General features: G+C 60.2%; 5 protein-coding genes. 3 read left to right on the plus strand and 2 right to left on the minus strand.

Annotated features, from left to right (window positions below):
- The first annotated feature begins 33 nt into the window (after positions 1 to 33).
- Positions 34 to 3,159 carry an LPS-assembly protein LptD gene (locus tag Mal15_RS00905; protein ID WP_147866021.1) on the plus strand — a complete coding sequence of 1,042 codons (3,126 nt, stop codon included), beginning with the start codon at positions 34 to 36 and terminating at the stop codon, positions 3,157 to 3,159.
- A gap of 315 nt (positions 3,160 to 3,474) precedes the next feature.
- Here the strand turns inward: Mal15_RS00905 and cutA are convergent, their stop codons facing one another.
- The gene (gene cutA / locus Mal15_RS00910; RefSeq protein WP_147866022.1) at positions 3,475 to 3,801 is read right to left on the minus strand and encodes a divalent-cation tolerance protein CutA; all 327 of its coding nucleotides are present in this window, start codon (positions 3,799 to 3,801) and stop codon (positions 3,475 to 3,477) included.
- Positions 3,802 to 4,350: 549 nt separating this feature from the next.
- Between cutA and Mal15_RS00915 the strand changes: the two genes are divergently transcribed.
- Together Mal15_RS00915 and Mal15_RS00920 are read left to right on the plus strand one after the other, a co-directional pair.
- The gene (locus tag Mal15_RS00915) at positions 4,351 to 4,803 is read left to right on the plus strand and encodes a ferritin-like domain-containing protein (RefSeq protein ID WP_147866023.1); all 453 of its coding nucleotides are present in this window, start codon (positions 4,351 to 4,353) and stop codon (positions 4,801 to 4,803) included.
- 459 nt (positions 4,804 to 5,262) lie between these two features.
- The gene (locus tag Mal15_RS00920) at positions 5,263 to 11,634 is read left to right on the plus strand and encodes a hypothetical protein (RefSeq protein ID WP_147866024.1); all 6,372 of its coding nucleotides are present in this window, start codon (positions 5,263 to 5,265) and stop codon (positions 11,632 to 11,634) included.
- A gap of 103 nt (positions 11,635 to 11,737) precedes the next feature.
- On the opposite strand, the gene Mal15_RS00925 is transcribed toward Mal15_RS00920, so the two are convergent.
- A complete protein-coding gene (locus tag Mal15_RS00925) occupies positions 11,738 to 14,197 on the minus strand; it encodes a PVC-type heme-binding CxxCH protein (protein ID WP_147866025.1) in 2,460 nt (819 codons plus the stop codon).
- Positions 14,198 to 14,401: the final 204 nt, after the last annotated feature.

Below are 14,401 nucleotides of genomic sequence, written 5' to 3' on the forward strand. Positions count from 1 at the left end.
CCCGGGGGGCCTGCGCGAGGACCAAAGTTTTGCTTGCATTTGGCGGCGATCTGGCTGATTGCGACCTCTTTCGTTGCCCAACGTTCACTGGCCGAAGGACCGGACGATTCCATTCGGGCCAGCGGAAACACGATCTATCGTTGGCAGATCGACGGCGCCGACGCTTCGCTACTGGAGGGTGATTGCGTCCTGCGGCACAATGCTCAGGAGATTCGAGCCGATCGCGTGTTGATCGTGTCCGATGGTCCGCACGGCCGGGTGCGTAATCGGCTGGTCATCGAAGGCCGTCGCCGCAACGACGGCAGCGTCGACCCGACACCGCGGACGGCGACTTGCACGACCACCGACGCCCCCTCGCTCCAGGCTCCCAACTACCGCGGCAAACCGGATCAACGTCCGTTTCTTTTCGAGTTTCTGCCGTCCGGTGCGATCCAGGCCGTGGGTGCGACGCCACCGACGGGCGCATCGCAACACGACGATGTGCTGAACCAGGTTCAGTTCACACAACCGGTCCCCGATCCCGGCGTCACGGACAACCCGTCGACGATCCCCTCGCCGACGCTCGTGCCCACCCTTGCTCCGCCGACCAACAGCTTGGCCCCCCTTCAGCCCATGGCTCCTTCGGGCGGATTACCGTTGGCGACCGACTCGCCGCCGCCGATGGTTTTCGAAGACGGTGCGACCAGCGGCGGAACTCAGTTCTTCTTTGGTGGCGGCAGCAAGAGTGTCGAAATCGACGCCCGTGGTGCTTCACATCCGCCGATCATCGATAGTGTCCTGCGTCCTGAAACGAACGAACAAGTCATCCTGGCGCGCGGCGGTGTGACGATCCGCGTCCGCGATGTGTCGGCCCAATTTGACGACGGCCGGTTCATGAATTTTGGCACGGTGACCATTTCCGCCGACCGCGTCGTGGGATGGTTGCCGAACCTGTCACACGTTTTCGATGGAACCGCCGACCTGTCGGCCGCCGAAGGCGAATTGTACCTCGAAGGCGACATTGTGTTCCGGCAGGGAGACAATGTGATTTACGCCGATTCGATGTTTTATAACGTCACCCGTGAAACCGGGATGGTGTTGGATGCCGAAGCGATCACCACGGTGCCGGAATACCAGGGCGTGGTGCGTTTGAAAGCCGAAGTCTTGCAGCAGGTCGCACGCGGAAACTACCGCGCCTTCGATGCCGCCGTGACCAGCAGCCGGATGGGCGTGCCGCGGTACTGGTTGCAGAGTGAACAGTTGGAGTTCTTTGAACGGACCCGCACGCTGATCGACCCGCGAACCGGATTGTTGGTCGCCGACAAAGACCCGTTTGTCCGCAGTAACAACAGTTTCGTGTTCCTGGGAGGCATTCCCATTTTTTACTGGCCGCAATTCTCGACCAGTCTGGAACGCCCGGTGTTTTACGTCACCGACATCAAGATCAATAACGACAGCAACTTCGGAACCCAAGTCATGCTGGACTGGGACGTGTTCCAGCTGTTCGGGATCGACAACGTGCCCAAGGGCGTCGACTGGGAAATCTCCACGGACTACTTGAGTGATCGTGGACCTGCGTTTGGCACGCATCTGGAATACGATCTTCCAGGGTTGTTCAGCATTCCCGGCCGCACCCGCGGCATGTTGGACGTATGGGGCATCCATGACAGCGGGCGAGACCGGCTGGGGCGAGACCGTTTGTCGTTGCAGCCGGAAACGAAAAACCGAGGTCGGGCGTTGCTGCGTCATCGTCAACAATTGGCCAACGACTACGAATTCATCGCGCAATCGGGTTGGTTGAGTGATCGAAATTTTCTGGAACAGTACCTGGAGAACGAGTGGGACAATGATCCCGACCATGTCACCGGGTTGCGGCTTCGCAAGTACCACCACAATCAGCTGTTCGATTTGGCCGCCAATGCCCAGGTCAATGATTTCTTCCAGGAAACCGAACGGCTGCCGGCGCTGAATCACTATCTGTTCGGCGGGACATTTTTACAGGAGCGATTGACGTGGCAGATGCACAACCACGCGTCGTATTCAAAGTTGAATGTTGCCGACGCACCGATCGATCCGGCCGAAGCGGCCAACTACTTTCCGTTGCCGGGTGAAGTCGCCGGTGACGGGTTGGTCGCATCGACGCGGCAAGAGCTATCGATGGGCGTGCCGCTGGGGCCGTTCCACTTCCGTCCCGTCGCCTCTGTCGAAGCCGCCCACTACGGGGAAGCGGCCGACGGCGAGTCGCTGACGCGATTGCTCGGCCAAGCGGGACTTCAATTCAATTTTCCGATGGTCCGCATCGATCCGACCATCCAAAGCAGTTTGCTGAACATGCGCGGGCTGGCCCACAAGGTGGATTGGACGGCCGAATACTGGTACGCCGACAGCGATACCGATCTGGACGAATTGCCGCTTTACGATCGCCTGGACGATAACGCCCAGGAACAGTTTCGCCGACGCTTCATCGGCACGACCTTCGGCGGCAGTTTGCCCAGTCAGTTTGATCCCAGAACGTATGCCTTTCGCCAGGGGATCCAGCGCGGCGTGGCCAGCCCCAGCGACGTGATCGCCGACGACCTGCAACAACTGCGGTTGGGGCTGCACCAACGTTTCCAAACCAAACGCGGATTGCCGGGTCGCGAACGAATCGTCGATGTGATGCAGCTGGACTTCGACACCATCTTGTTCCCCAAGTCCGATCGAGACAACTTTGGTGAAGCGGTCGGTCCGACGACGTACGATTTTCGCTATCACCTCGGCGACCGTTATTCGATCTTGAGTGACGGCTACATCGACTTCTTCGACGGCGGATTACGATCGATCAGCGCGGGATTGCGGACCAGCCGGCCGGGTGTCAGTGACACCTACATCGGGCTGCTGTCACTCGAAGGCCCGATCAGCAGCACGGTGCTGCGGACCACGTACGATTACCGCATGAATGAAAAGTGGATCTTCTCCGGCGGCATGACCTATGACTTCGGCAACACCGGTTCGGTCGGACAGTCGTACGGGTTGACACGCATCGGCGAATCGATGTTGTTGCGGGTCAACATCAACGTCGACACCGGACGAGACAACGTGGGCGTCGGATTCCTGATCGAACCCCGCTTCTTCGCCCGCAACCTGGGCAACATCGGCGGCGGTCTGATCCCACCGCCGGGGATCGAAGGGTTGGAGTAAGAAGAGCGGGATCGGTGTTGGTGTGCAGGCTTTGGCCGCCCAGGGTCGCTGCGTCGCAGCGACAGGGAATCGCTGAAAGGAACCGTCCAGCTTAGGGCGGAGGCGAAACGCGACGAATCCAAATGATCTGGCCAATTGGGTAAGAGGTGGTCGGTGGATGGGTGTACGACGTCCTTTCTAGGTCGTCGCGCTGAGCCCCACGGGCGACGGCCCGGAAGGGCCATCGTACCCCACGAAAAGCATCGCCCTACGCTGGACAGTCCCTCAACGCTAGACACCAACGCTTACTGATTGTTTGTTGCAGCCCCGGCCGAGTTACGAGGTCTGGTCGTTGACCCACGATGCGTAGTCTGGATCGATGTCGACGCTTTGAAGGATCACGATTTGTGGGACGTCGTAGGGATGCAGCTCGCGCAGTGTCTGTTTGAGTCGCCCCTGTTGCCCGGCCGCGGTCTTGATGACCAGACGGTATTCCGGTTCGCAACACACGCGTCCTTCCCAGCAGTAATGACTTTCGATTGGGGCATCGATCTGCACGCAGGCGGCGACGCGACGCTCCAGCAATGCCTGGGCGATCGCGCGGGCCTGTTGCTGATCGGCAACCGTGGTCAAACACACCAGAACATCGGTCGGTTGGGTCATTGCTTGGTCACTCGCGGATGGAGGGTTGGGGAGGTCATGGGCCGGTCGCTGACAGTGCGGTCCTCGTTGCATGGCTCCGCCACGCGCAGGGTATGTGCACGCGAGGCGGAGCCTCCGAATCAGTGTGTCCCCAGGCGGAGCCCAGGGACAAGGCCGGAAGACGGGGCGGTCGTTGACAGTGCGGTCCTCGTTGCATGGCTCCGCCGTGCAACGCAATGTTTGCGTGGCTCCGCCACGCGCAGGGTGTGTGCACGCGAGGCGGAGCCTCCGAATCAGTGTGTCCCCAGGCGGAGCCCGGGGACAAGGCCGGAAGACGGGGCGGTCGTTGACGCTTGCCGCTGGGATTCTGGGGCGGCTTTTTGAGAAAGGATTTCAACAAATTGCCGCCTTGCCGGCAAGCTGTCTCGAACGGTTCTCAACAAGGCGTCGGTCGGGAACGAGTTTCGAAAAATCGGTTCACCTTGCCTCAAATATCGGTTGCCTGCGAGCCGACTGGAGCGCTATGGTGAATGATTCAATGGACAACAATCCCCAACTGGAGAAATACAAATGGACAACGAAGCCGTCATCGCCCAACTGAATGAATGTCTCAAACACGAATGGACGGGTGTCGCCCAGTACTCCCAAGCGAGTTTCATCGTGGAAGGTGTGTGGCGCGAAGTGTATGCCAAGACGTTCATGGACAACGCCGAAGAATCGTTCGGCCACGCCAAACTGGTCGGCGACAAGATCGTCGCACTCGGCGGTGTGCCCGCCGCAACGCGCAATGAGATCAAGCAGACGCGTGACTTGCAGGAGATCCTGCAGAACAGCTTGGACTTCGAATCGAAGGCCGTGGAGATGTACACCAAGGCGCTGGAAATGGCCGAGGGCAATCGCCCGCTGGTGATCTTCCTGGAAAACATCTTGGAAGAAGAACAAGAGGGTGTCGACGAGTTCACCAAATTGCTGCGAAACAGCGACACCAGCGTCGCCGCCAGCGTCGACAGCAAAACGGCCTAGTATTCCCGTCTCGCCTTAAGATTCGGGTCATCGGTAGTGGACGACGCGAGGAGTCCTCGCGGTGCGCCATCCGAAGGGACTCGTCGCCTCGTCCACTACCCGAACATTAAGCTGCGGCAGAATAATCGACGCCGTTGAGAGGGATCTGCCTTCGGCTCGAAGGTGGATCCCTGACTGGTACGGCATGCTCTGCATGCCATCATTTTCTTACCCCCGAAATCTTCTTACCAGATTTCCGCGGGCGGCTCGTCAATTAGGTGCCGCTAGCCAGGCGTCGCCGGACCGGTCAAAACGCTCTATTTGACCGAAAATTCTCCGATTCTCCTAAGAAATCCGCACGCCCTTCGTCCTTCTCAGCGGCTACGTTAAACCATCAGGCGCCCACGTTGTCGCTCGTCTGCTTTTTTGTGCTACGAATCGAGAATTCGGTCCCTCTACGTCACCCACCGGTGATCTGTCATGATGCTGAACGATCAAATCAATTTTCCGCCTCGCCCCGCCGGCATACGCTCCCTCACCCTGTGGGTGGCCACCTGCGTGGTTCTGGCCGGGCTAATCCCCACAACTGTCATGGCCGCACCGATCGGATTGATGGAACGTTTCGCCCTGGCCGAGGACCGCGAGGCGATTCTGGCCGAGTTGATTCCTGGCAGCGACGACTACTTCTTCTATCACTGTTTGCACTACCAAAACACCTCCCAGCTGGATCGTGCCGAGGTGATGTTGAACCAGTGGTTGGCCAGTCGCAAGGGCGCGATGACGGCGTTGATGCATTCGATGACCGACCGTCAACGGTTGTTGACGTACGATCAAACGCCCCAGCAAACCATCGATTACTTCGTCAAACGTCTGGGCATCCAACTCTATCACGCCCCGCCGGCGAAAAAGGGCAGCCGCCGCTACCCCAGCGAGTTGGCCGACAACTTTATCGATTCACCGCAGTTGGTCAAAGATTCACTTCGCGATAACGTCCCGCTGTCTCCAATCGGCATGCAGATCGCCGCGGACTGGTATCTGGCCGGCAACGCAAACCAGACCCAGGTGTCGCTGCATGATTTCTTGAAACGTGTCGACGGATCGTACCTGAAGGGGCTGGACCAGCTGGTGATCGCGGAGTTGAAGTCTCGCTCAGAACGTGATCAACGCTTCGGCGATCTCTCGGCCCACCGATTCCTCACCCAAGGTGAACTGGACAACGTCGGGCGATCCGTCCCCTCGGTCGCCGACGACAACGCCTTCGTCCATGCCAAGCTACGGATGTTGCGACCGGATGCCGACGTCGATATCAGCCAGCAACCCGACCAACGGCGCGATTACCTGGTCCGGTTGGAATCCTACGTGCAAACGCTTCCCGCTTCCTACAACTCGCTCAAGGCATCGGCCGCCTATCGACTTCTGGAATCCAATCTGTCGGCCGGCGTTTGGGACGCCGAACTGTTTCAGCGTTACCTGCAACTGCCGCGTCAAAGTCCGTTGATCAGCCCCTTGCTCGCCCGGGCCGGGTCACGTGCCAACCTGAACGAGGACTTTTCCCAGATCGCGATCCTGCCGCCGATCGGCAGCGAGCAACTGTTGGTCGAAACCTACCTGGAACATTTTCTGCGTGACGCGAAAGACACTCGGGCGTACGAACGCTACCTGCAACCCGATTTTCTGCGGCGTGTGTTTGCCCGCACGAAACTGATGGCCGGCGTGGCCAACCCTCAGCCTTTTTATGACATGCTTTCGGCCGGCGAACGTCGGGAACTGCGAGACAAGATCCAGCTCAGCTTCGCACCGACCAATCCAATCCATTACGACTCGCGACAGCCGACCGAGTTGATCGTCGATGTCAAAAACATCGACAAACTGGTCGTCCGCGTCTACGAAATGAACTCGTTGGCGTTCCACCGCACCAACGAAGGCCGATTGGACACCGACGTCGAACTGGATGGACTGATCGCGACGCATGAAAAAACGATCCAGTACGACCGACCGGCGATCGAGCGGCATCGCGAAACGATTCCCATCCCCGAGGCCAGTGACCGTGGTGTTTGGATCGTCGATCTGGTCGGCAAAGGGCTTCGCGCCCGAACGCTGATTCGCCGCGGCGATCTGCAAACGGTTCGCGCCGAGGACGCCGACGGGATGCAGATCACGGTGCTGGATGAAAACCGCAACCCGATCCCCGCGGCAAAGGTCTTTCTGGGCAACCAAGAGTTTGCCGCCGACCAGTCCGGACGGGTGTCTTTGCCGATGGTCAATCAAGCGGCGGCGCGCAAGGCGATCGTCAGCGACGGCAAAATCGCCAAAGCGGTCAAGTTCCAACAACAGGAAGAAAACTATTCCCTGGCGGCCGGCTTCTTTGTCGACCAGACGCTGCTTCAATCCGGTCGCACCGCGACGCTGCTGGTCCGACCCCGATTGCAACTCGGCTCGACACCGGTCGATCCGGCGATCTTGAAAGAAGCAACGCTACGGATCGTGGCCACCGATCTGGACGGCATCGAAACGAGCAAACAATTCAATGGGCTGGAATTAGATCAGGCGAAGGAGTTGCAGCTGAGTTTCCGTGTCCCGTCACGCGTCGCGCAGATCGACTTCGAACTGTCCGGGCATGTCGTCGGGCTGTCCGACCGACGGCACCGAGAGCTCCGCACCAGCCATTCGGTCCAAATCGCGGGCATCCGCCGGACGACCCATACGGTTGATGCCTTCCTGACCCGCAACGGCGACAACTACGTGATTGAAACGCGTGGCCGCAGCGGAGAAGCGGTCGCCGGTGCCACGGTGCAGCTGGAATTCGCCGTCGACATCGGCGACGTCCGCCCCAGCCGCTACCTGCAAAGCGACGATCGTGGCCAGATTCAATTGGGCCGCTTGGCCGGTGTGCGGCAATTGCAGTACGGGATCGCAGGCCAAACCCAACATCGATTCGATCTGTCGCTCGATCAACAGATTTGGCCGGCCGCGCTGCACCTGTCCACCGAAGACGACCTGCGATTGCCCTTGGTCGATGGCGCCGCGGTCGATCAATTCCGGTTGCTGGGCACGCGCGACGGCCAGAATCACGCCGACCATTCCGACCAATTGCGAGTCGAAAACGGTTTTCTGGTCGCGTCGAAACTGCCGGCGGGAGATTTGCGGCTGATCGACCGTCGCAGCGGCAACGAAACACAGCTCGCCGTTGTCGACGGGCAAACCATCGATCACGTTCTGGTCGGTCAAATTCGTCATCGCCAACAAAGTGTTGCCGTACCGATCTCCATCGGCGACGTCAATCGCAACGACGACGGCAGCGTGACCGTCTCCTTGGCCGGGAACACCAACCTGGCGCGCGTGCACGTCGTGGCATCACGCTACTTCGATCGTCATTCTCCGCTGGATGACTTGCATCTGGGGATGCCATCGCTGCGGGGTCGACAATTGTCGCTCGGTCGCTGTGGATACGTCAGCGATCTACGATTGGGTGACGAATACGAGTACGTGTTGCGCCGTCAATACGCCGCAAAATACCCGGGCGTGATGCTGCCCCAGCCCAGTGTGTTGCTGAATCCTTGGGAAACCGAAACGACGGTCAACGAAAGCCAAAGTGCCCGCGGGGGCCAGGCCCCGACGGCGTCCGCCCCGCTGGCAGCGGACAGCATGATGCGTGCGGCTGAAAGTGAGATGAGTCGTCAAACGGGCGCCGATGCCGCTCCCGATTACGACTTTCTGTCCGACAGCGGTGTCGTCGCCGCAAACTTGATCCCCGACGCCGATGGCCGCGTCACCGTCCCCGCCGAGCTGATCGACGGCATGCCGATCGTGCAAGTCATCGTTGCCGATCCGGCGACCGTCTTGCGTCGAACCCTCACCGCGCCGTTGCCGGACGCGGAAACCGAAGACCTTCGGTTGGCCGATTCCTTGCCGCTGGACCAATCTCTTTCGTTCCAGCGTACCGTTTCGATCGTCTCAGCCGACGACCCGCTGGACTTGGCCCAACTCGGATCGGCCCAAGTTCAGGTTTACGGCAATGTCGAATCCCTGTTGACGCTTTATCGAACCCTGGTCGGCGACGCGCGTCTGGACGAATTCCAAGTGCTCGGTCGCTGGCACACGCTCAGCACCGAAGAAAAACTAAAACACTACAGCGAACTGGCCTGCCACGAACTGCACCTGTTCTTGCGGATGCATGATCGCGAGTTCTTCGATGCCGTGATCAAGCCCTACTTGATCAACAAGAAAGAGAAACAGTTCATCGATCACTGGCTGCTCGGCGACGATCTGTCCGATTACGCGACGCTTTGGAGGTACCAACGTCTGAGCGCCGCCGAACGAGCGTTGTTGGCACTCCGAGTCCCGGCGCTGCGGTCATCCATCCGCCGCGATTTGTTTGAATCGGTTGCGTTGTTGGAGGAAGACTACGGGGCGAGCCGCCGACTGATCGAAAGTGCCCTGCGATCGAGCCGAATGTCGGTGGCCGGTGCGGCGGAGTTTGCCGAAGGGGCGGTCGAGATGGAAGCGTTGGCCGAGCCCTTCGGAGCAGCCGACGATGGTCTGTACATGGACACGGCCGGCGGCATGGGCGGATACGGAGGCGCAGCGGGTAAGAAGCTCGAAATGGGTGATCGTGCCAATGTGGCGCGACAGCTCGGACGGATGCAGAAAGCTGTGCCACAGCGTTCCAGTATGTTTCGTGGACGAGCACTCTCGCTCGGTGGCGATTTCGCGCTCTACCAGGAACTCGACAGCACCAAGCAGTGGGCCGAAAGCCATTTCGACCGAGTCCGCGTCGTCGACGGCCCGTTACCGATCAATCTGATCCCGATCAACGCGTTTTGGAACGAACTGGCCCACAGCGAGTGGGAGGATGAATCATCCGTCCCCAACGTTTCTAAACATTTGCTCGAGTGCACGAACAATCGACATTCCGCGTTGATCGCCTTGGCGATGTGTGGCTTGCCACTAGAGTCCGGTGAGATCTCGTTGCCCTCCAAGCCCGAGACGGTTTATCGACCGGAACACGCGGTGGCGTTGGTCACCAAACGATTGCGAAGTTTGAAACCACAGGAAGACGGCGCGGGTGTCTTGATCGGTCAATTGTTCCAACGAATCGATCAAGACCGCCGCCCCGACGAACCGTTCCACGAACCGGATCAGTTTGTCAGCGGCGAGGCCTATCAGGGTCAGGTGGTCGTCTCCAATCCGACGGCGACCGAAAAAACCGTGGAACTGTTCTGGCAGATCCCCGCCGGCAGCATTCCGCTGGCCGGCAGCCAAGTGACCGACAGCAAGACGGTCAAACTGGCGCCGTTCGCCGTCTCGTCGATCGACTACAAGTTCTACTTTCCTGCCCCCGGCGAGTTCCTCCACTACCCCGCCACCATTTCGCAAGGCGAGACGTTGCTGGCCCGCGGAAACGAAAAAACATTCCGCGTCGCCGAAGAATGGAATGACGACACCGTGACCTGGCAATCGCTCGCCCGCGACGGTTCGGCCGCCGAAATCAAATTGTTTCTCGATGAAGCCAACCTGCACGAATTGGATTGGACGCACGTGTTGCACCGAATGCGGGACCGCGATGTCTATGAAACGGTTGTCGGTGTAATGAAGGACGCTCGCTTGCCCGAGGCCGCCGTCTGGGCCTATGGCTTCCAACACGACGACCGGGACGCCATGCGGCGATTCCTGTCATTGCAACGGGATTTGATCTCACGTGTCGGCCCGTCGCTGGAGTCGACGCTGTTGTCGGTCGATTCGATCCAGCAGGGGGCCTATGAACACTTGGAATACGCACCGCTGGTTCGAGCACGAATCCATCGACTGGGTGAAGTCGATGAGATTCTGAACCCCAAATTCTTGAATCACTACCAACAATTCGTGCGGCGGTTGGGTTTCCAAGCTGAAATCGCCGACGTCGAAGAGATGCCGCTGACCTATTACCTGTTGTTGCAGAACCGGATCGAAGAGGCGACGAAGGCCTTCGGCACACTCGATCGCGAGCGAATCGCCAGCCAGCTGCAGTACGATTATTTGGCGGGATATCTGGCGCTGCACCAGGGCGACTATGAGCGAGCCCTCGAAATCGCCGGTCGCCATGAATCGCATCCGGTCCCGCGTTGGAACGATCGGTTCGCCCAAATGGCACTGCACGTTCTACAGCGGTACGAGCTGATGGATTCCGGGCAACTCGTCTCCGCCGGCCCCGCCAAGACGATCGATGATTCGGGAGTCTCTCCCAAGGCTGCTGACTTGGCGATCGCCGATCGGGACCGCGCCAACAGCCAAGCGTCCGCGGCGGTCCCCGAAGTCATCGTTCGCGTGGAAGATGACACGATCCGGATCGATCACCGCAATGCCGATCAGGTCGACATCAACTTGTACGGCGTCGATCTGGAGCTGCTGTTCAGCAACGCCCCCTTCGCTCGCAACGATTTGCAACGCATCGCGATGGTTCGACCGACCCGGGCCGACACGCTAACGATGCAATCCAAAACCGGCACGACACGTTACCCGATTCCGGCCGAATTGCGTAGCAAGACGTTGTTGGTCGAAGCCAACGTCGGGGCCTCACGTAACACGACGCTGTATTACGGCGGCGAGCTGACGACTTATGTCAGCGACGCGTTCGGACAGCTACAAACCACCGACGCGAGCTCCCATCGTCCCGTCGCCGGAGCCTATGTAAAGGTCTACGCCCGTTACGGCGACGGCAGCGTCCGCTTCTATAAAGACGGATACACCGACGGTCGCGGGCGGTTCGATTACACCAGCATCAGCGCCGCCGACGCCAAAGGCGCCCAGCGCTACGCCATCCTGGTGCTCAGCGACGACAAAGGCGCCACCCTGCACGACGTCGCCGCGCCTTAGGTTGGTGTCCCCTCGGATCCAAGTACGACGTCCCTTTTTGGGTCGTCGCGGGGAGTCCAGCGGACGACGGCCCGGAAGGGCCATCGTACTTTGGAAAACACCCTCACTCCTGCGTCAAGAACGCGATCAGGTCGCGGAGCTCATCGATGCCCATCGTACTTTCCAAACCGGTCGGCATGATCGATTGATCGACCGGTTCCTGTTGTTCGACGTCGGCCAAGGGGACCTCAAAGATCTCGCCGTCGGCACCTTGAAACCGCATGCTGTTGCCCGCACCGGCGCGATCCAATTTCAATCCCGTCAACACGTTTCCATCGGTCGTCAGGACTTGCCAGGGCACATACAGCGGCCCGACCTCCTTGCTGGGATGCAGGATCGAATCGAGCACGCGTTGCCGGGTCATGTTGCCCGACAGCGTGCTCAAGTCGGGGCCGGTCTGGGCGCCGCGCCCGCTGTGTCGGTGACAGTTCACGCAAGTCGTGCGAAAGAACACCCGCCGTCCCGCATCGACGTTGCCACCGTCGGCGACCAATCGTATCCAGGCGTCGAGATCGTCCTTGTTCGGACGACTCGGGTCGGTCGCCCAATTTCGTTTCAACATGCGTCTTGATTCGGTGCGCAACGTCGCCGGCTGTTTCGGCAATGAAGACTGGTTGATCAACGCGGCATAGGAATCGGCGTTGCGCGAGAGCGCCGCCAACGCATCGGCGCGGGTTTCCAAATCGAATCGTTCGTCGCCGGCGATCCAGGCGAGTTGATCCAGGGAGGTTTCGCCGCCACGAGCGGCCAACAATCGAACGACTTCCATCGCAAACTTACGCTCGCGCTGCTCGTCGACCCACTGGCGAAGCTGCTGGTCGGTGGGCACCTGGGCATCGGCGGGAATCCGTCGGATGGCCATCGCGCGCAGGGCCGGGGCGTGATCGGAATTCCCGGCGAACTGGACCAACAGGTTTTCGATCGCCGGATCGCGGCTTCGCCCCGACGCCGAACCGGTTTCAAGGTAGGCGATCGAAGCGATCACGGCAGAAAACAAACGCGTCGACATGTCGGCGCGTTGCAGCTGGCTTCGTATCGCCGAAAGTTGGTCCTTGCAATCGCGTTCGGTCGCCCAGCGGATCGCAGCCAACCGCACGCGCTGGGAATCATCTTGCAATCCCCATCGGATCCACTCGCCACGCTCGTCAGCAGAAAGACTTTCCGGGTCGACCAATTCCTTCCACCGCCAGGCGGTCAACAATCCCACACGCTGCTCTGCCGTCGTGGCGTGTGCGCGTTCGATGGACGGCAACTGATTCGTATGCACCAGTCCGAACATCGCGGCTTGGCTGAGAAACGAATCGGGGCTGTCGAGCGTCTGGATTCTGGCATCGACCGCAAGGGTGGCAGCGTCACGGAGCCCGCCGGCCTGCTCTTCCAGGTCCGTCAATTTCGGTAGATCGTCGTCGTCGGTGTTTGCGGCGTCGGATTTGCGAGACACCCGCCACAAGCGTCCTTTGCCGTGCACCGGATAGCTTCGATCGACCCAATCGGTCACGTAGATCGAACCATCACCGGCAACCGCCATGGCGACGGGACGAAAGTTGGCGTCTCCCTGGACCACGACGTCGGCGGTCGTCCCCCACGTCGCCCCACGCTCGACCGGCCGGTGGCGTTCGATCCGGTTGTCGCCCCAGCTGGTCACCCAAAGGTCGGCTCCATGGGGGACAACCGCGCAGCCCGCTTCCCCGGTGCCCGCCGTCATCGGCAACGTCCCCGGAAATTCGCCGTCCCAGGCTTGCAGCGGATGAACGCCGGCCCGGCCGAAGCGAAACTGAAACCCGTAATCACCGCCGGGCACGATGTGCATCAAACGATTCGGCGGCATCGCATCGGGATCATTGCCGACGCCCCACAGCCGGCCCGATGAATCAAAGCACAATCCGAAGGGGTTCCAGAATCCGGTCGCAACGCGTTGAACGTCGCTGCCGTCGGTCCGGCATCGAAACACGTTTCCGCCTTCCCCGCCGCCGCTCTGTTTGGAGCCGTCGGTGCCGACCAGTTCGTAGGGTTCGCCAAAGTTTTCGCCCTGTCCGACATACAGCCACCCGTCCGCGGCGAGTGCAAGTCCGGAAAGTCCGTTGTGGGGATAATTCGCCGCGGTGTTGTGCGACAACAGCACGTCGCGTTGGTCGGCAACCCGATCGCCGTCGCTGTCACGCAAACGGACGACATCGCTGCGTGTGGCGACGGCAAACGACCCGTCGCCGAGATTGACGATGTTCATCGACGCGGTGCCGCCTTCGTAGAACAACGATTGCCGATCCAGCACCCCGTCACCGTCGCTATCGTCGAACCGATAGATCCGATCGGTTTTCGGGCCCGCGTAGTCCTCCGGCGGAAAGTGCGTGTGGCACTCGATCACCAACAGGTTGCCGTCGTCATCGAAACAGCAGCCGGTCGGCGTCACGAGTTCCGGTTCCGAGGCGATCAATTCGATTTGCAGGTCGGAATCCAACAAACGCGGCGGTTCGACGGCAGCCGCCGTGGACGCGAACAAAATCAATGCCAGGAAGCGAGTCATGGGATAGCCGGGGTTGGTCGAACGGGGTCGCGGTCAGCCAGCGCACATTCTACCAGCCCGCAATGACGGTGCATGGGATGGTACTCGTAGTCAACCGAAGTTAAGCGTTCGTGCTTGACGATGTGTTCCGAGGGTCGCCGTGTTCTCCGAACTCGGCAATCCAAAAAGCGAAGCTTTGCCCCGCGCCGACCTCGGAGAGGACGG

Origin of the sequence: Stieleria maiorica, from assembly GCF_008035925.1 — a bacterium.
In the GTDB taxonomy this organism is placed as follows: Bacteria; Planctomycetota; Planctomycetia; order Pirellulales; family Pirellulaceae; genus Stieleria; species Stieleria maiorica.

Bases quoted from the DNA above. Each gene is read 5' to 3' on its own strand.
- Mal15_RS00925 (WP_147866025.1), bottom strand. From the start codon at position 14,197: ATGACTCGCTTCCTGGCATTGATTTTGTTCGCGTCCACGGCGGCTGCC.
- cutA (WP_147866022.1), bottom strand. From the start codon at position 3,801: ATGACCCAACCGACCGATGTTCTGGTGTGTTTGACCACGGTTGCCGAT.
- Mal15_RS00915 (WP_147866023.1), top strand. From the start codon at position 4,351: ATGGACAACGAAGCCGTCATCGCCCAACTGAATGAATGTCTCAAACAC.
- Mal15_RS00920 (WP_147866024.1), top strand. From the start codon at position 5,263: ATGATGCTGAACGATCAAATCAATTTTCCGCCTCGCCCCGCCGGCATA.